This window comes from Mycobacterium sp. pR1184 (assembly GCF_041287235.1).
In the GTDB taxonomy this organism is placed as follows: domain Bacteria; phylum Actinomycetota; class Actinomycetes; order Mycobacteriales; family Mycobacteriaceae; genus Mycobacterium.
Window position 1 is genome coordinate 173,222 of the sequence record NZ_JBGGKR010000008.1, and the last position, 17,665, is coordinate 190,886.

18 protein-coding genes and 1 pseudogene are annotated in these 17,665 nt (G+C 65.0%); 8 read left to right on the top strand and 11 right to left on the bottom strand.

Annotation, left to right across the window (positions count from 1 at the left end):
- Positions 1-339 precede the first annotated feature (339 nt).
- Complete coding sequence (locus tag ACAG21_RS16245; protein WP_370497172.1) at positions 340-708, top strand: DUF732 domain-containing protein; 369 nt, start codon at positions 340-342, stop codon at positions 706-708.
- Positions 709-1,041: 333 nt separating this feature from the next.
- Positions 1,042-1,182: a hypothetical protein gene (locus ACAG21_RS16250; protein WP_370497174.1), complete on the top strand. Its 141-nt coding sequence runs from the start codon at positions 1,042-1,044 to the stop codon at positions 1,180-1,182.
- A 55-nt stretch (positions 1,183-1,237) separates the two neighbouring features.
- Here the strand turns inward: ACAG21_RS16250 and ACAG21_RS16255 are convergent, their stop codons facing one another.
- Entirely contained in the window at positions 1,238-1,534 is a 297-nt protein-coding gene (locus ACAG21_RS16255) for a DUF3349 domain-containing protein (protein ID WP_370497358.1), read from the bottom strand.
- 152 nt (positions 1,535-1,686) lie between these two features.
- On the opposite strand from ACAG21_RS16255, the gene phoU reads away from it, so the two are divergent.
- The gene (gene phoU / locus ACAG21_RS16260) at positions 1,687-2,334 is read left to right on the top strand and encodes a phosphate signaling complex protein PhoU (protein WP_370497176.1); all 648 of its coding nucleotides are present in this window, start codon (positions 1,687-1,689) and stop codon (positions 2,332-2,334) included.
- 266 nt (positions 2,335-2,600) lie between these two features.
- Positions 2,601-3,809, top strand: a complete 1,209-nt coding sequence (locus tag ACAG21_RS16265; protein ID WP_370497178.1) for a glycoside hydrolase family 76 protein — start codon at positions 2,601-2,603, stop codon at positions 3,807-3,809.
- A 47-nt stretch (positions 3,810-3,856) separates the two neighbouring features.
- Here the strand turns inward: ACAG21_RS16265 and ACAG21_RS16270 are convergent, their stop codons facing one another.
- Positions 3,857-4,276, bottom strand: coding sequence for a BlaI/MecI/CopY family transcriptional regulator (locus ACAG21_RS16270; protein ID WP_370497180.1), 420 nt, complete (start codon positions 4,274-4,276; stop codon positions 3,857-3,859).
- Positions 4,277-4,546: 270 nt separating this feature from the next.
- On the opposite strand from ACAG21_RS16270, the gene ACAG21_RS16275 reads away from it, so the two are divergent.
- From ACAG21_RS16275 to ACAG21_RS16290, 4 genes and pseudogenes are all read left to right on the top strand, one after another.
- On the top strand, positions 4,547-5,677 hold the full coding sequence (locus ACAG21_RS16275) for a HoxN/HupN/NixA family nickel/cobalt transporter (protein WP_370497181.1): 1,131 nt from the start codon (positions 4,547-4,549) through the stop codon (positions 5,675-5,677).
- A gap of 193 nt (positions 5,678-5,870) precedes the next feature.
- Positions 5,871-6,650, top strand: a pseudogene (locus ACAG21_RS16280) (HAD-IIA family hydrolase); the annotation flags it as partial.
- A 146-nt stretch (positions 6,651-6,796) separates the two neighbouring features.
- Positions 6,797-7,870: a class 1 fructose-bisphosphatase gene (locus tag ACAG21_RS16285; protein WP_370497183.1), complete on the top strand. Its 1,074-nt coding sequence runs from the start codon at positions 6,797-6,799 to the stop codon at positions 7,868-7,870.
- Between the two features lie 32 nt (positions 7,871-7,902).
- On the top strand, positions 7,903-8,790 hold the full coding sequence (locus ACAG21_RS16290; protein ID WP_370497184.1) for a phosphoribulokinase: 888 nt from the start codon (positions 7,903-7,905) through the stop codon (positions 8,788-8,790).
- Here the strand turns inward: ACAG21_RS16290 and ACAG21_RS16295 are convergent.
- The 9 genes from ACAG21_RS16295 to ACAG21_RS16335 form a co-directional block, all read right to left on the bottom strand.
- On the bottom strand, positions 8,787-10,286 hold the full coding sequence (locus ACAG21_RS16295; protein WP_370497186.1) for an NADH-quinone oxidoreductase subunit M: 1,500 nt from the start codon (positions 10,284-10,286) through the stop codon (positions 8,787-8,789). The two genes, ACAG21_RS16290 and ACAG21_RS16295, sit on opposite strands and share 4 nt — an antisense overlap.
- Complete coding sequence (gene nuoL / locus ACAG21_RS16300) at positions 10,283-12,175, bottom strand: NADH-quinone oxidoreductase subunit L (RefSeq protein ID WP_370497187.1); 1,893 nt, start codon at positions 12,173-12,175, stop codon at positions 10,283-10,285. Before nuoL ends, ACAG21_RS16295 begins: the two co-directional genes overlap by 4 nt.
- 3 nt (positions 12,176-12,178) lie before the next feature.
- Entirely contained in the window at positions 12,179-12,316 is a 138-nt protein-coding gene (locus ACAG21_RS16305; protein WP_370497189.1) for a hypothetical protein, read from the bottom strand.
- A gap of 98 nt (positions 12,317-12,414) precedes the next feature.
- Positions 12,415-13,260 carry a hypothetical protein gene (locus ACAG21_RS16310; protein ID WP_370497190.1) on the bottom strand — a complete coding sequence of 282 codons (846 nt, stop codon included), beginning with the start codon at positions 13,258-13,260 and terminating at the stop codon, positions 12,415-12,417.
- On the bottom strand, positions 13,257-14,435 hold the full coding sequence (locus tag ACAG21_RS16315) for an NHL repeat-containing protein (RefSeq protein ID WP_370497192.1): 1,179 nt from the start codon (positions 14,433-14,435) through the stop codon (positions 13,257-13,259). The genes ACAG21_RS16310 and ACAG21_RS16315 overlap by 4 nt, the downstream gene beginning before the upstream one ends.
- The gene (locus ACAG21_RS16320; protein WP_370497360.1) at positions 14,432-15,310 is read right to left on the bottom strand and encodes a NifU family protein; all 879 of its coding nucleotides are present in this window, start codon (positions 15,308-15,310) and stop codon (positions 14,432-14,434) included. Before ACAG21_RS16320 ends, ACAG21_RS16315 begins: the two co-directional genes overlap by 4 nt.
- Before the next feature lie 2 nt (positions 15,311-15,312).
- Positions 15,313-16,572, bottom strand: coding sequence for a hypothetical protein (locus tag ACAG21_RS16325; protein ID WP_370497194.1), 1,260 nt, complete (start codon positions 16,570-16,572; stop codon positions 15,313-15,315).
- A gap of 5 nt (positions 16,573-16,577) precedes the next feature.
- Complete coding sequence (locus tag ACAG21_RS16330; protein ID WP_342927545.1) at positions 16,578-16,844, bottom strand: hypothetical protein; 267 nt, start codon at positions 16,842-16,844, stop codon at positions 16,578-16,580.
- Between the two features lie 5 nt (positions 16,845-16,849).
- The gene (locus ACAG21_RS16335) at positions 16,850-17,623 is read right to left on the bottom strand and encodes a hydrogenase maturation protease (RefSeq protein WP_370497362.1); all 774 of its coding nucleotides are present in this window, start codon (positions 17,621-17,623) and stop codon (positions 16,850-16,852) included.
- Positions 17,624-17,665: the final 42 nt, after the last annotated feature.

Below are 17,665 nucleotides of genomic sequence, written 5' to 3' on the forward strand. Positions count from 1 at the left end.
TCCCGACGGCAGCCTGGTGCATCGGCCCGCTCGTCACAACGGCCACACTCAAGCTGATCAGGGCTGCGATCACCACTACCAGCGCAGGTATTGCCCGCCTGCCGATAGCCGTCGCGCCAGACGGCGCCATCTCGCCACGATTCGATTCGGTCGTACCCGTGCGCGACCGTCGCGCCCCTCCCCTCATCTGCGAGTGCGCGCGAAAGCCGAGTGGTGATTCACGGTTGCAGCCAGTTACGATTTCCATCATTGCAGGCGTTGGTTGCCTCCATTGTTACCGGTTGGTGTCGATCTAATGAGACGCCGAGCAGGTGACACCGACGAAGCGGGAAACGTGCCGTGCGCATCCACATCACCAGGGTTGCAGGCGCTCTGGTCAGCGTCCCGGCGATGCTGTCCGTCGCGATCGCGTGTGCCGGCGCGGCGGGCGCCGACGCGCAGGAAGATCAGTTCGTGGCGACGCTCGCGCAGCTACAGATTCCCGTCATCGACAACGTGCCCGGGCTGGTCTACCGGGCCCGCGAAATCTGTGGCGAACTCGATAGCGGCGCCTCGTTTCAGTCCGTCGTCGACGAGGAAACGAATACGACCTACGCGGGCAGTCCGTCCTTACACCTGGTGCCCGATCGCGTTACCCGCACCGCGGTCAAATTCGTCACGGCATCAGTGACGGTCTACTGCCCCAGCCATCAAGGCCAAATCCCTTAGTTAGTGTTGCAGCACAACAGATTTCATACTCGCTGCTTGTCGTGGGCAGGGTTGCCATCCCCCGAAATACCCTGTGCCGTGCCATGGTTCGCGATGGCGGCCGCAGCGCCCGGCAGGCGCCAACGAGTATCACATAACCGACAACCGTGGTCGCAGCTGTGTGGTTACATTTGCTGGACGGGTGGGGTTTTCGCATCCCGGCCGCCGGCCCCTCGATGTGCTCGGCACGGGCGGATGCGGCGAACAACCAGTTCAGGGCCGTCGACCGCATACATCTGATGCTGGGCATCAATTCCTACCCCGGCCGCAAGCAAGATCAGCTCCGCGTACAACGTGGCCGCACCCGGAAACGGTTTCTGCCTCCTCAACACGCAGGGCAAACGCGACAAGGGCGAGCCCGAGCACAACCCAGAACTGCGCATCAACAATGACTTTGGCACCGAGGCCATCGAAGGTCTGATCGACAGCGGCTGACGCACCTACCGGTGGCCACCGAAACGATCTGTGCCCCAGCCGTATTCGTCGGAGATTAGCGCTCGGCCTCGTCTTCGACTGGCCAACCGACTGCGGCCAATCGCCGCTTGACCCGCTCGGTGTCTTCGGGCGACGGCATCTCGTCAGTCAGCTTGGTGATTGCGACTCGCACGTCTGTGATGTCCACCGACTGATTGTTGCGAGAGATCACCGCAGCGGCGACAGCGATGACATCGTCGTCGGAAAGGCGGCGACGAAGCAGGGCGAGTAGCGGCACGTAGTCGCGCGTCGGAATACCTTCGGGGTAGCCGGCGCGCAGGAAACCCACAACCCGCATTACTACTTCCGACAGCGACATCGACTCCCCCGCTCTTCGACTCCCTGGGTTAACAACCCTTGCTGGTCCCACCACAAGCGGGGAACCCCTTTCACCCATCAGAAACGGCCTGTTAACAGTTTGTCCAACGGGGCCACCGTTTGTACTGGTCCGCTTAAGGTTGCAACATGCGCACCGCGTTCCACCAGCAGCTCGATTCGCTCACCGCAACACTGAGCGAGATGTGCGGCCTGGCGGGTGAGGCGATGGAGGGGGCGACTCACGCGCTACTACAGGCAGACCTGACGATGGCCGAAGGTGTGATCGCAAGCCACGCGCGCCTCGTCCAGATGCGCAGTGCGGCCGAGGATGCTGCATTTGCGTTGCTGGCTCTACAAGCGCCGGTCGCAAGCGATCTGCGAACCGTGGTTGGGTCCATGCAGAGCGTCGCGGATGCCGAACGAATGGGAGGCTTGGCGCTACACGTCGGCAGGATCGCACGCCGCCGCCACCCAGACCGCGCGTTACCTGAAGAAGTGGCTGGCGACTTCGCCGAGATGGGACGGATTGCAGTGGATTTGGGCCGAAGCGCACGAGATGTCGTCCTCTCACGCGATCCGGAGCAGGCCGCGCAGATCAGCCGTGATGACGAGGAGATGAACCGGCTGCACCAACACCTATTCACAGTCCTCAAAGAGAAAGACTGGCCGCACGGTGTCTCGACCGCTGTTGATGTCACGCTGTTAGGCCGCTTTTACGAGCGTTTCGCCGACCACGCCGTCGAAATCGGACGTCGTGTCATATTTCAGGCAACCGGTGAAGCCCCCGTGGAATGATTGCTTCGCCTTACCCTACTCGAATCGGGTTGTGCAACAGCCAATTTCGAGTACCGACACTCGCCGCACGGTAGGTGGTAGCCGGACTAAAGTACGTGCCACCTGATGGCATCGACCCGCATACATTGCCCTGGGCTGCCGTTCGCCCACTCATGTTCGGACGCGCCCGGCTTGCTGGTCCTTCAGGATCTCGTCGATGTCAGAATAAAATCGAGTGCACGGTTTCCGGCCGCCGATCGTTGTTCAGCAAAGGGGAGCTCGAGCGGATGGATCGACCGAACAGCGGGATCAGCCGACGCGGATTGTTGTTCGCTGTCGCGGGCGCCGTCGCGCTGACCGCGGTGAACCAGCCGACGCAAGCGTCGGCGATCATGCAGAAGTCGTCCCCCGGCCCGGTCGGGCCCGCGGCGCGCGCGGACCTCGCGGAGCGGGCGGTCATGGAACGGCACGTGCACACGCTCTGGTGGCAGTCGGGGCTGCAACTGGGCACGCTGCACTGGCCGTCGTCCCTGTTCGACCAATTGTTGTTGTTCCGTTGGTGTTATTGGTGGCAGGCACACCTGCTGGACTGCGCCGTCGATGCCGCGTACCGCGCACGCACCCCCGAGCGCATCGACCGCATCGGTGCCATCGCGCACGGCATTCACACCCGCAATCTCGCCACCTGGACCAACTCGTACTGCGACGACATGTCGTGGCTGGTGCTGGCGCTCGAACGCGCCGACAGGCTGCTCGGCGTCCGGTTCGACGACGCCATTCCGAAGCTGCGAACCGCGCTGCTCGACGGCTGGAATCCGGCCGTCGGCGCGGTGCCGTGGAAGATCGGCCACGATTACTACAGCACCTCCGGAATCGGTCCGACCGGCATCGCGATGGCGCGCCTGGGCAACCTGTCCCGGGCAGAACGGCTCGCCGACTACCTGAACTCCCGGCTGCGCGACAGCGCAAGCGGCCTCATCTTCGACGGCGTGCACGAACCCAGCGGGCGGATGGACCGCTCCCTGCTGACCTACTGTCAGGGCGTGGCCATCGGGTTGGAGACCGAATTAGCCCTGCGGACAAACGATTCGATCCACCGTGACCGCGCGGCGGCGCTCGTCGCCGGTACCGCGAACAGGCTCGCCGACGGGGGGGTGATCGCCGGGTGCGCCGGGAACGACTCCGGGCTGTTCATGGGCATCCTTGCCCGCTATCTCGCCCAGACCGCGCTGGCCCTGGGCGACACCACCGCCGCGCAGCTCGTACACGCCTCCGCCCGGGCCGCCTGGGACAACCGCGCCGAAGTGGACGGGCTGCCACTGTTCGGTGCGCATTGGAACCGCCCGGTCACCGCGCCGGCGGGCCTGGAAACCTTTACCCAGTTCGCCGACTCGTCGCATGCGTCCCCGCCGAACCCGAGCCGCGATCTCTCCATACAGCTGAGCGCGTGGATGCTGCTCGAGGCGGATTACCAGCTCACCGCCGCCGGGCACTGAGCCCGCGCCGGCTCCGAGCGGCGCGCCGAGGCGCGACATGCGCTCACTCACTGGCTTCGAGTTCGCGGTGCCGACTCAGTCGCGCCGACGTTGGACTCGGTCTCCAACTTTTCGAGCGCCTGCTGAAGAAGGAGCACGTTGTCTGCCCCGACGCTATCGACGAAGTGCGACAACGCGGCGCGGCGGCCCGTCGAATCGGCGATCTCGGCCAGCGCACCGAGCATCAACTCGGCGACCAATTCGTCGAGGCCGTGCGCCGCGACGTATCGGTAGGCACGATCGTTGCGGTATTGGACGACGAGGCCTTTCTCAGCGAGTCGCCGCAGGACCGTCATCACCGTGGTGTACGCGAGATTGCGCCTCGTAGAAACCGCGAGGTGTATCTCACGTACGGTCTGCGGCCCCGGATCGCTCCATAGCCGCTCCATCACGCAGCGTTCGAGCGGACCCAGCCTCCGGTCGGGCATGACGACACTCCTGCCCCGGATCAGTTCCGGTTCTAACCGAGCCCACGGTAGCGACGACCGCGTTCACGAGGCCTCACCCATCGGGTGGACGTACGGGGTATCTGCGACCTTCGGCGATCCCGAAGCGACCGGACGCGCGGGTCGATGTGCGAAACGGTTGATTGTCGGTCGCAAACTTGCTCAGGAATGTCCTGCAAATCACTTGCAACTAATTCATCGTCGGCACTACCTTTTGCATGGGGTTGCAAGCCGCGCCAAAGGAGCCGCGTCGTGGTTGATGGTGTCGGTGAACGGAAACGCTCGCTGCGCTTTGGATGGCAGACCGCATTAACGCCGCCGGAGTGGCGGCGCATTTCAGTCATGGTCGCGGTGATCGTGGCGCTGCATCTCATCGGCTGGTTCACTCTGCTGCTGATCGTTGAGCCGGCACGACTAAGCGTGGGCGGCAAGGCCTTTGGCATCGGCGTCGGGCTGACTGCCTACGCGCTCGGTCTGCGGCACGCCTTCGACGCCGACCACATCGCCGCCATCGACAACACCACCCGCAAGCTGATGAGCGACGGCCAGCGTCCCCTGGCCGTCGGGTTCTTCTTCTCACTGGGCCACTCCACCGTGGTGTTCACACTGGCGATGCTGCTGGCTATCGGGACCAAGGCGATCGTCGGGCCGGTCCAGAACGACTCGTCGGCACTGCATCACTACACCGGTCTGATCGGCACCAGCGTCTCGGGCGTGTTCCTGTACCTGATCGCGATCCTCAACGCAATCGTGCTGATCGGAATCCTGCGGGTATTTCTGCGATTGCGCCGCGGCCAATACGACCCGCACACCGATGCCGCCGAGCTGGAACGGCAACTGAACCAGCGCGGATTTCTCAACCGCTTCCTCGGCAGATTGACGCGTTCGATCACCAACTCGTGGCACATGTACCCCATCGGCCTGCTGTTCGGCCTCGGTTTCGACACCGCCACCGAGGTCGCCCTGCTCGTGCTGGCCGGGACCAGCGCCGCGGCCGGGCTGCCCTGGTACGCGATCCTGTGTCTGCCAGTGTTGTTCGCGGCCGGCATGTGCCTGCTGGACACCATCGACGGCTCGTTCATGAACTTCGCCTACGGCTGGGCGTTCTCCAACCCGGTGCGCAAGATCTACTACAACATCACGATCACCGGACTGTCCGTCGTCGTGGCGTGGGTGATCGGCAGCATCGAACTACTCAACCTGTTCACCGAACAACTGGGATGGCGGGGCCCCTTCTGGGACTGGCTCACCGGTCTCGACCTCAACACCGCCGGCTTCGTCGTCGTCGCCCTCTTCGTAGCCACCTGGGCCACGGCGCTGCTCGTCTGGCGCTACGGCCGCATCGAAGAGAAGTGGACCGCCCCCTCCGACAGCACGACCTAGATTCACCGGGGTATCCGCTTCCCATCACGGGCGATATGCGTTCCAGCGGTTACTCTTTCGCCTCCCCCATCCAGGGGTGATTACCACGTAACGATCGGCCGTAGGGTATCGCCAACGCCCGGCCGCGCCTTTCGGGGCGGCCCAATCTGCGGAAAGAGAGACCCGTGAGATCTTCGATTCGGACGTGACGACGGTGGTCTCGCTTGCGACGTTGCACGACTGCTTGCTGCTCGATCTCGACGGCACGCTGTTTCGCGGAACACGTGCGGTCGACGGCGTCCCTGAAGCGCTTTCGCTGACCACAACCCGCAAGCTCTTCTTGACCAACAACGCATCACGCAGCGCGGCCGAGGTCGCACAACACCTGTGCGAGTTAGGATTTGACGCGAGCCCGCATGACGTCGTCACCAGCGGCCGGTGCGCGGCACTGCTGCTCGGTGCGGAATTGGCCCCGGGTTCGCGGGTGCTGGTCATCGGCTCGGACGCACTGTCGGCCGAGGTCAACGAGGCCGGCCTACAGCCTGTTCGGCGATGGACCGACGGCCCGGATGCGGTGGTGCAGGGATTCTCTCCAGACATCGGTTGGCGTGATCTCGCCGAGGCGGCCCTGGCGATTGGCGCCGGGACACCGTGGGTCGCAACCAACCCCGACCTCACCGTGCCGACCGAGCGTGGCCTGGTGCCCGGAAACGGTTCTCTGGTGGCGGCGCTGCGTGCGGCGACCGGTGCGCAACCGCGAGTGGTCGGCAAGCCGCACGGCTTCATCTTCCGGGAAGCGCTATCCCGCGGCCACTTTCAACGGCCGTTGATGGTCGGGGATCGGCTCGACACCGACATCGCCGGTGCGAACTCCGCCGGGCTGCCCAGCCTGTTGGTGCTCAGCGGGGTGAGTAGCGCGGCGGACGCGATCCGTGCGCAGCCGGCGCAGCAGCCGACGTACATCGCCGCGGACCTGCGCGGAATCCACCACGACGACCCGGCAAGTCTCAGCTATCACCGCAGGTAGGTCACCGGTCGGCGCCCGCGTGCCCCCGCCCGACCACCCGAGCGGGGGATGAACCAACGTCTCGCCGCTCCGACCATGGGTAGGTATCTTGCTGCCCGCCGGAGGTCCCGCGCATGCTCACCCGTCACACCACGCTGGTCAAGTTCCTGATCGAGGAGCGCCGCCGCCACCCCGAAGCCAGTGGCGAACTGAACTCGCTGATCCTCGATGTCGCCCTTGCCTGCAAAGCCATCTCGACCCGGGTGGCGCAGGGCGAGCTCGGCGGTGTCTTGGGTGCTGCCAATGTGGTGAACGTCCAGGGTGAGGAGCAGCAAAAGCTCGACCTACTGGCCAACGACTACTTCTTGCGCGCCAACGAGTGGGGTGGCCAGGTGGCGGGAATGGCCTCCGAGGAGCTGGCCGATCCGTATCTACTGCCCGCGCAATATCCGCGCGGCAAGTACTTGCTGGTGTTCGACCCGCTCGACGGCTCGTCGAATATCGACGTCAATGTCTCAGTGGGAAGCATCTTTTCGATTCTGCGTGCGGCCAGTCCGGGTGCGGACCCGTCGCTCGAGGACTTCCTACAGCCCGGCTCACAGCAAGTGTGTGCCGGCTACGCGATCTACGGCCCGTCGACCATGCTGGTGCTGACCGTCGGTACCGGCGTACACGCCTTCACGTTGGATCCCACGCTCGGAGAATTCGTCCTGACCCGCCCGTCGATCCAAATCCCGAATGCTACCCGCGAATTCGCCATCAATGCCTCGAACAGGCGGTTCTGGGAGCCCGCGGTCCAGCGATACATCGACGAGTGCCTGGCCGGCCGGACCGGTCCACGTGGCAAGGACTTCAACATGCGGTGGGTCGCGTCGCTCGTCGCCGAGACGCACCGGATCCTGAGCCGCGGCGGTGTATTCCTGTACCCGCGTGACACCAAGGACCCGGAAAAGCCGGGACGCCTTCGGCTGCTGTACGAAGCCAGCCCGATCGCGTTCCTGGTCGAGCAGGCGGGCGGGGCGGCCAGCACCGGCCGTCGACGCCTCCTCGACGTCATCCCGACCAGCCTGCATCAGCGTGTCCCGTTGATATTCGGAGCGGCCGATGAGGTCAAGCTGATCGAGGACTACCACCGCCAGGACTACGTACGGCCCTCCACGTCGCCGCTATACGGGGTCCGTGGTCTGTACCGCAGCGTTGTTGGTTAGCCCAATCGCCCACTCATCTTTGGAGGCAACACATGTCGCGTCTGCACCCGATCATTTCGGTTACCGGATCCTCTGGGGCGGGGACGACCTCCGTCATGCGGACTTTCGATCAGATCTTCCGCCGTGAAGGCATCAATGTCGCGTTTGTCGAGGGCGACAGCTTTCACCGATACGACCGAGTCGCGATGAAGGCGGCGATCGCCGATGCTCACGCCCGCGGCGATCACTCCTTCAGCCATTTCGGACCGGAGGCCAACCTGTTCGACGAGCTGCAAAGCCTCTTCGAGACCTACGGCGAGACGGGTACCGGCAAGGTGCGGCGTTACCTGCATGACGAAAAAGAGGCCGAACCCTATGGACAGGAACCGGGTACCTTCACGCCGTGGGAGGAGATTCCCGAGGACACGGACATGCTGTTCTACGAAGGGCTACACGGCGCGATCGTCACCGACGAGGTGAACGTCGCCGCGCATGCCGACCTGCGGATCGGCGTGGTGCCGGTGATCAACCTCGAATGGATCCAGAAGTTACACCGCGACAAAGTGACTCGCGGATACACCTCCGAAGCGGTGACCGACACCATTCTGCGACGCATGCCCGACTATCTGAACTACATGTGCACCCAGTTCTCGCACACCGATGTCAATTTCCAGCGGGTGCCGGTCGTCGACACGTCCAACCCCTTCATCGCCCGATCGATACCGACCGCCGATGAATCGATGCTGATTATCCGATTCCGCGACCCGCACGGCATCGACTTTCCGTATCTGCTTGCCATGCTGCATGATTCGTTCATGTCGCGCCCGAACACCATTGTGTGTCCTGGCGGCAAGATGGATCTGGCCATGCAGCTGATCTTCACACCGATGGTGCTGCGACTGCTGGAACTACGCAAAGCACAGCTGTCGGCGGCGCACTAACCACGCCTCGGTGGTGGCGCCACCGCATCGATCCCGGCGTGGGCGATCGCCGGATTGATGACATCCAGAGCGGGTTTCGGATACATACCCAGGATGACGAGCAGCACCAGCAATGGAACGACGACGGCCAGTTCACGGGGCCGCAAATCACGCAGCGCAACGTCTTCTTGCCGCTTGGGACCGGTCATCAGCCGTTGGTATAGCCAAAGGACATAAATCGCGGAAAGCACCAGCGCGGTCGCGGCCACCACCGCAAACGCCGGGTACCGGGCGAATGTGCCGACCAACACCAGAAACTCGCTGACGAAGGGTGCCAGCCCGGGCAAGGCCAGCGAAGCCAGGCCGGCGATCAGGAACGTTCCGGCCAGTACCGGAGCGACCTGCTGTATTCCGCCATACTCCGCGATAAGGCGGGTGCCCTTACGCGACACCAGAAATCCGGCAGTCAGAAACAATGCAGCGGTCGCCACGCCGTGGTTGACCATGTACAGCGTCGCGCCGGATTGACCCTGGTCGGTCATCACGAAAATACCGAGGACGATGAAGCCGAAATGGCTGATCGACGTATAGGCGATCACGCTCATGATGTCGCTCTGCCCGATGGCGACCAAGGCGCCATAGATGATCGCGGCAACCGCGAGCGTCACAACCAACGGCCGAAACAGGATTGTGCTGTCGGGAAATAGGTTTAGACAGTAGCGGAGCATCCCGAAGGTACCGATCTTATCGACGACGGCCATCATCAACACAGCGGTCACCGGCGATGCTTCGGTGGCTACCCCCGGCAACCAGGTGTGCAGCGGCCACAGCGGTGCTTTGACGGCGAAGGCGAACATGAAGCCGAGAAAGACAAGGTTCATGACCGCGGGACGGGATGCATTCGCGCCGGAGGTCACCGCGGCCACCATGGCGCGGAAATCGAAGGTTCCGCCCATCGCCAGGTTCAATCCGATCAGCGCGGCCAGCATCAGCAATCCACCAAACAGGCTGTACAGCAAGAACTTCAGCGCGGCACGAGGGGCGCCCGGGCCCCCGTAACGGCCGATCAAGAAAAACATGGGGATCAGCATCGCTTCGAAGAAGACAAAGAAGAGCAGGACGTCCAGCGCTAGCAGCGAGACGAGCATCATCGACTCGACCACCAGCATCAGCGCCAGATAACCGCGCGGTTGTTCGGTGTCATTCCACCCGGCGATCAGTAGGAACGGCATCAGCACCGTCGTCAAGATCACCAGCACCAAGGCGACGCCATCCACCCCGACGATGTATCCGGCCCCGAAAGAGCTGATCCATGAATGGCTTTCGACGAACTGGTATTGGGGTGCCGCCGGATCGAAGAGAACGGCCAACGTGCCGGCGATCACCAGAACGCCGGTGCAGACGCCGACAGCGGCGTACTTGACCACCGTCGGCCGGTTGGCCGGCATCGACACGACCAGAAACGCTCCCGCCAGAGGCGTCAGCCATAAGGCACTCAACAATGGAAACTGACTCACGACAGCTTCCCCACCACCATGCTCAACAGCAGCATGGTGGCTCCGAGGAAGATCGCCAGCGCATACGAGCGCGCGAATCCAGTCTGGGCCCTGCGGATCTGTGTTGAGCCACCACCGACGAGGCGCGCGATGCCTTCGACCGCGGCGTCGATTCGCCCGCGTTCCACGTCGACCAGGTTCCGCGAAAGGCGTTGGCCGGGCCGCATGAACGCGGCCTCGTTCACGCTGTCGGCAAATAGGTCGCGGCGAGCCGCGATGACCAATATCGACACCCACTCCGAGGCGGTGGCCCGCACTGGGCGAGTGCCGTAGCTGCGATAGCCGATGGCGACGCCGAAAGCGACGATGGTCAAGGTGATACCCGTGAGCGCCCAGTCGGGCTCGGGCGGCGACAAGGCGGCCGAGTGGTTCGCGTCGGTCACCGGTTGCAGCCAACGTTGCAGGGTTCCGCCGACGGCAAGCATCGCCCCGGCACCGAGTGAGCCCAGGGCCAGCACCAGCATGGGTACGGTCATGATGACGGGTGATTCATGGGGGTGGGCGTCCGGGCGCCAGCGAGGTTGGCCGAAAAACGTCATCACCATGACCCGGGTCATGTAGAACGCCGTCAGTCCGGCGCCGAGCAGCGTGACCGTGCCCAGCACGGCACCACGGACACCGCCCGCCGCGAAGGCGGTTTCGATGATCGCGTCCTTGGAGAAGAACCCGGCCAGGGGCGGGGCGCCGATAATCGCCAGATAACCGAGCCCGAAGGTGGCGAAGGTGATCGGCATCGCCCTGCGCAAGCCGCCGTAGCGGCGCATATCGGTCTCGTCATTCATGGCGTGCATCACCGATCCGGCGCCCAAGAACAGCCCGGCCTTGAAGAAGCCATGCGTGAGTAGGTGCATGATCGCCACGGCATAGCCCGCCGGTCCCAGACCGGCGGCCAGCACCATGTAGCCGATCTGCGACATGGTCGAGGCCGCCAGGGCTTTCTTGATGTCGTCCTTGGCGCAGCCGACGATCGCACCGAACAGTAGTGTGACCGCTCCGACAATCACCACCGCAGTGCGGGCGACGGGGGCCGCATCGAACACGGGAGCCGAGCGCACGATCACATACACGCCGGCGGTAACCATGGTCGCTGCGTGGATCAGCGCACTGACCGGAGTCGGGCCCTCCATCGCGTCGCCGAGCCACGACTGCAATGGAACCTGTGCGGACTTGCCACAGGCGGCCAGCAGCAAGGCCAAGCCGATCAGGGTGAGGGTGTGCTGCGACGCCGACGACACCTGGCCGAATACCCCTGCATAGGAAAGGTTCCCGAGGTTGGCGAACATCATCACCATCGCCAGTGCCAGCCCCACGTCACCGACCCGGTTGACGATGAAGGCCTTCTTGGCCGCGGTCGCCGCGGCCGGTCTATCCGACCAGAATCCGATGAGTAGGTACGACGCTAAACCGACACCCTCCCAGCCCAAGTAGAGTCCGAGATAGTTGTCGGCCGTCACCAACATCAGCATCGCTGCCACGAACAGGTTCAGGTAGCCGAAGAATCGGCGTCGCGCCGGGTCGTCGCGCATATAGCCGATCGAATACAGGTGGATCAACGCGCCGACACTGGTGACCAGCAGGACGAAACACACGCTCAAAGCGTCCAGTTGCAGACCGAAGTCGACATTGAGCGTGCCCATCGGCACCCAGGTGAACAATGTCTCGTGCAGCACGCGATCTGGCGCGGCGCGCTGCACCATGTCGGCGAAAAGCCATAGCCCCCAGCCGAACGACATCAGCACGGTGGCGCAGCCAAGTAGGTGCCCCCAGGCATCGGTGCGCATGCCGCCGAGCAGCATGATCGCCGCACCGGTCAATGGCAACGCGATCACCAACCATATGAGCGGCGCCATGTGTCAATGCCCGAGCATTTTGACGTCGTCCGTGTCGACGCCAGGGTCGGCGCGGTGATCGTCGCGGCCCGAAACCATCGTGGCGGTCAACGAGACCGCGACCTCGCACACCACCGCTACTGCGACCACTACGAGAACCATGATGAGAAGATGGGGATCCACAGCTCGTAGCTTGCGCAGTCCGGCCGGTCCGCTGATCACCGAATCGGGGGATGCGTCAGGTGGTTTCGCAGTACCTTTCAGTGTCGCAGCGCGCCCACGCCCGCCAACCCCGGGTCGAAGGTCGCCCGCGCCGCCACCGAGGTGGCGGCGGCCGCCACCACGACGCCGGCATCACCCTCGTACCCTTTGGGAAAGACGATCTCGGCACTGTCGGGTCCCTCGCGGTGGGCCATCAGCCAGTCGTAGAGCAGCCAATCGACGGCACAGGTGACGGCCAGTGGATCAGCCCCGGCGACCCGTGATGCCGCGACCACCGATCTGAGCGCATCCAGGTGCTCCCGGCGCGCTCCGTCCTTATTCACACCCGAGCTGTCGAACATCAACATCGACAACGTGAGCGGAAATCTTTGTCCTGCTTCGGTTCTCACCACCCACCGGCCACCCAGCCACGGCCGGCTCGGATCGACTTGCTGCATCTCCCCGAAGCCGCCCACCACCCCGAGGGTGGGTTCGTCAAGCTGCCCGTCGAGTGGCGCCGGCCCCAGCAGGCCGAGCGACTGCCGGGCGCGGATGGAGAACAGTGCGGTGGTTCCGATGATCTTTCCAGCGCGCAGGTCGGGATTGACCCCTGCGAGATCGGTGGCCGCCGCGTACTCGAGACACAACCGGTCCAATGTCTGGTGCAGCTCAACCAGGCGTTCGCGCTCGGCGGCATCGGCGGGACTTCGTCCCCCGCCCAGTATTTCGCCGAACCACTCGGCCGCGAGAATCAACGAGTCGTCCAGTGCTTCCAGGTGTGTGGCCACCAGCCGATCGGCCTCGTCGTCGTCGGCCACCAGCCGCGGAAGCGAGGTGCGCGTCCCCGCCGATGTGACCCAGTAGAACCCGATCTGCTCGTCGGTCTGGACGATGCGCGGTCTCATCGCCGCCGCCAGATCACGACCCGATTGTTTCCCGAGTCCGCAACCGCCAAACGGTTCCCATATAGCGACAGCCCGTACGGCCAACACAAGGTGTCCCGCTGAACCGACGTCCAGCGGTTCTCGCCGTTGACGCCGAAGTGCGGTTGAGCCAATACGTAATCAGCTGGGCGGCCGTCGGCAGGAATGCTGTCCCACAACAGGATTCGGTTGTTGGCGGTATCGGCCACCGCCAACCGGTCCCCCGCTAAACCGATCGCATAGGGAAACCGGAACCGGTCACCCGTGTGCGGACCGTATGGCCATTCCTGCGCACTGCTGAAATCCGGCTGGCCAACCAAGATGTCGGCGGAACCGTCGACGTCGGGCGGAGGCGACCAGCCGAGGATGCGGTGATTGCCGGCATCGGCGACAAGCAGGAGATCGCCGTGCCCTGCGATGTCGTGTGGCCAGCGGAAGCTCGCGGGGCCCGCATCTTCGCCACGGTTCTCCTCCCGGTGCGCGGCACTCGGCTGGCCGAGCACCACATCGGCGGGTTGACCGGGGTCGGGAATTCCCTTGCGCCAACCGAGCACACGACGATTGCCGGTATCGGCGACCCAGAACGCCTCACCGATCACCGCGAGGCCGAACGGCCAATAAAAGGACCCGGCCCAGCAGTCGGCGCCGGCGTTGGGGTCCACCGAGGACGCATCGGGCTGTCCCAGCACGATGTCGGGTGCGACGTCACTGCGTCGCGGTACTTCATCCCAGATCAGAATGCGGTGATGCCATGCGTCGGCGGCGATGAGTCGTCCGTCATGCACCAGAACCCCGGTGGGCAGGTTCATTCCGCGTTCGGGTCCGCGTCCGCCCGCCGCGCGTCCTTCCGTCGAGCCGTCCGGCTGACCAAGTACCACATCGGCCGGCTGCTCATCGCTTGTCGGTATCCCGTGCCACAGCAGAACTCGATGGTTTCCGGAGTCGGCAACCACCAGATGTTCATCCCCCAGGAACACCCCGCGTGGCGAATACATCCACGCCATAGTGGGTTTCGCCGGTGGCAGCGCCAGGCCGCCGGGGGCCGGTGCGCCCAACCAGACGTCGGGCGACCACCCGTCGGTGAGGTCGAGTTCGGCCACCGGGTCGACCCGCGGGGGTAGCGCGGTGATGTTGCGCCGGACCGTATAGCGGCTCATCCGCGCACTCGGACCCAGACGTCTCCGTTGTCGACGCGCAGCGGCAGCTGTTCGAGTTGCGCCCCAGGTGCACTCAGGCATTCGCCCGAGGACGCGTCGTAGCAGAAGCCGTGCCACGGGCAGGTCAGGGTGCCGTTATTCGCGTCGAGGATCGCGTTGTCCAACGGCATTGCCTCATGCGCACATTCGTTGCGGTATGCGGATAACCGGTGCTCGACGCTGACGACGATCACCTCGGCCCGCTCTCCGGAATCGGCTGTCAGGCTACACGCGGTCAGCGCACCGTCGACCAGTCCCGCGGCGGGACCGACCATGGCCCACCCCTCGCGGCTGGAGGCTGGACCGATACGGAGGGCTTCGATCGGGATCAGGGTGGGCGAGGGCTCGTTGGGCAGCACCTCGACGGCCGAGATCGAGGGCACCTCCTGCACTAACGCGTCTTCGACGAGGGTGCGCAAGGTGACCGACGACATGGAGCACCCGTTGCAGGCTCCTTCCAGTCGCACATAGGCGGTGCCGTCTTGGACCCGGACCAGGGTAACGTCGCCTCCGTGGCTCTGCAGCTGGGGTCGCACCGATTCCAGCACCCGGCCGGCATGGGTGAGCGGGTCAGGTCGAACGATCTGGTGCAGCGACAGCAGCAGATGCACCACCGGATCGTCGACCAGCTCGAAGAGCACCGCACGTGTGGCATCGTCGGCACGCATGCGGCGCACGATGGTGACCAGTCCCTCCCGGTGCACGGCCTCCAGCGCGGACTTGAGTTCTTCGGCCACGGCGCGCGCCTTCTGGTCGAGACCGGCCAACGCCGCGACCGCGTCGTCGACCCGCTTGGCCAGTTCTTCGACCCCGGGCCCCGACACCTTGGCAACCATCGTCATGTGATGTCCTCGGAACGCAACAGCGCGCTCTGCCTGGCGATCTCGTCGAGCACGCCGCGAACCGCACGCACCGAATCGTGGTCCTGCTGCTCCTCGAAGAGGAACCGCGCCTCGTAGAGCTTGGCCTTGGCCTGGTCGAACATCCCGAGGTGGGCCAGGGCGTTGCCCTGGTTGGCCAGCACCCGGGCCCTGCCCAGCGGGTCAGTGTCGCGGCCGCGGGCCGCGAGCACGGCTTCGTACAGTTGCACCGCCTCGACGAGGTTGTCGGCCTGGTGTTTGGATGGCGTGTACACCAGCGAATTAGCAAGATTGAGCTGGACGCTCGCCCATTGGTCGGGGTACCGCTCGGGTGTGTAGACCTTCAGTGCGGAACGCAGCGATTGCGCGGCCACCCCGAGACGCAGCTGGCCGGAGGCCTCCACCATCGGCATCGTCAGGTAGGCGGTCGCCAGGTTGGCGTGCGCCGATGCCCACAGCAGCGGCGCCTCCTCGCGCAGCACCAGCTGCAGCGCGGCGTGGTAATGCGGTATCGCCCGGGCTAACAGGCCCGGGTTGCCTTGGGCGCGTTCGTGTATCAGCGCCGCGACGCTGAGATGTAATTCCGCGCGCGCGATGCGCAGTCCGTCGGCGCCGTCGAGCAGACGCAGCGCCCGTTCCAGGCGCGGCTGAGCCTGCCCTGCCGAAGCCTCATCTAAATCGCGACAGATCGATCCGGCCGCTCCCACCAGCACCCCTTCAAGGCACGACGATACTTCGGCTGCGGCCTCGGCGGCACGTTCCAGCAGAGCGATGGCTGCCGATGGATCACCTTGTGCGACAGCGTGACTGGCGTGCGCAGCCAACGCCACGGCGGCAAGTTCGCCGGTGGCGCCGTCGACTTCGGGCGCTGTGTCGCGCTCGCCGATCGTGAACAGCACCAGGTCGACGAGGATGCCGAATTCGCCTAGGTCGGCGCGCAGCGTGTCGGTGTCGACCCCGTCGGGTGCCAGCACGAACCGGTTGTATCGGGTCACGGGATCGTCGGCGGTCAGCTGGCCCAACGCCGCCTCGACATCACCGGAATGGGCAAGCTGCAGTGCCCGCAACCCGTCGGGCCAGGCGGCCGGTTCGTTTCCTTCCAACAGCGCCGTGCGCACCGCGTCGTGCTCGGGTCCCGCGGGGATCAGCAGATACCCCAGCGGCAGCGGAAACGCGCCGAGCGCCTGCGGTCTGACCGCCAACGTGGTGGCGGGCGCGGCTTCAGCGGTAGTGGTCATGGCGTTCACCCATTGAGCGGTCCTCGGATATTGCGTTCGGCGGCACGTTTGATCAAGTTGGCCGACAACTCGGCGCGGCGCTTCGTGGAGTGGCCGTCGATCCGCTTTCGCACCACACCGTCGGCGAACACCACGATGATCTCGACGAACCAGCGGCCGCATTCCTCGACGACGACGGTTTGCACGTCCAGGGCTTCGTCGGCCGAGCTGTCGGCGCGCACCACCGTCGGCGGGCGTTCCGGCCCTCCCCCGTCCGTCGGCCGCTCAGCCATCAGAATCACCCCGGCGACTCCCGGCGGCCCTGCAACGGGACGCGCAGCGACTTGGTTGCATCGTCCCAGAATGCACCAGCGATGCCCGAAATTGCGCGGTCAGCGAGCACTTCGCGGATGAGCAGCGATCGATCACCCGCGGGGTTGCGTTGCTTCAACAGCAGTCCTCCGCTGCGCGGACCGCGCAACGGGATCAGCCACAGGTCGCCGTCGCGGATGACGGCGGCGACCGCGTCGGCGGGAAATCGGCTGGCCGCCAAAGCCGCATCCAGGCGCAGGTAGCCATCGGCGGTGAATTCGACGGTGGTCTCCGCAGCGGCGGCCGGCCGCAGCACTGCCAGATGGTCGGCCTCGATCCGGCCGATGACCAGCTCCATCGCCGCCTGCACTGGTGCGGACAGATCCGCGCCGAGCTCCACGGCTTCCACCTCGACGAGATAGACGGTGATGTCGGTTGGGCACTGCTCACCGAGCGCCCAACGGGCAAACGCGATGGCGTGGTCCCAGCGGAACGAGTGGCTATGCAGGCCTTGCAGTGGCGGCAGGTCCGCCAACTCCGCTCCGGGCACCTTGAAAATGGTGCCGGGCGCCGAACCCGTCGCCGCTGCGTCGACGATGACCACCCGCTCGGCACCGCGCATCTGGAACGCCACATCCATTCCCGCGGTACCGCCGTCGACCAGACGTGCACCCTCGGGCATGCCGCGTTCCCAAAGGTGGCGGATCAGAACGGGTCCGACACCATCGTCACCGCGCAACAGATTGCCGCAACCGACCACCAACACCGCACACCCCGGGGGCGCGAGGTCGTCCGTGTCGTC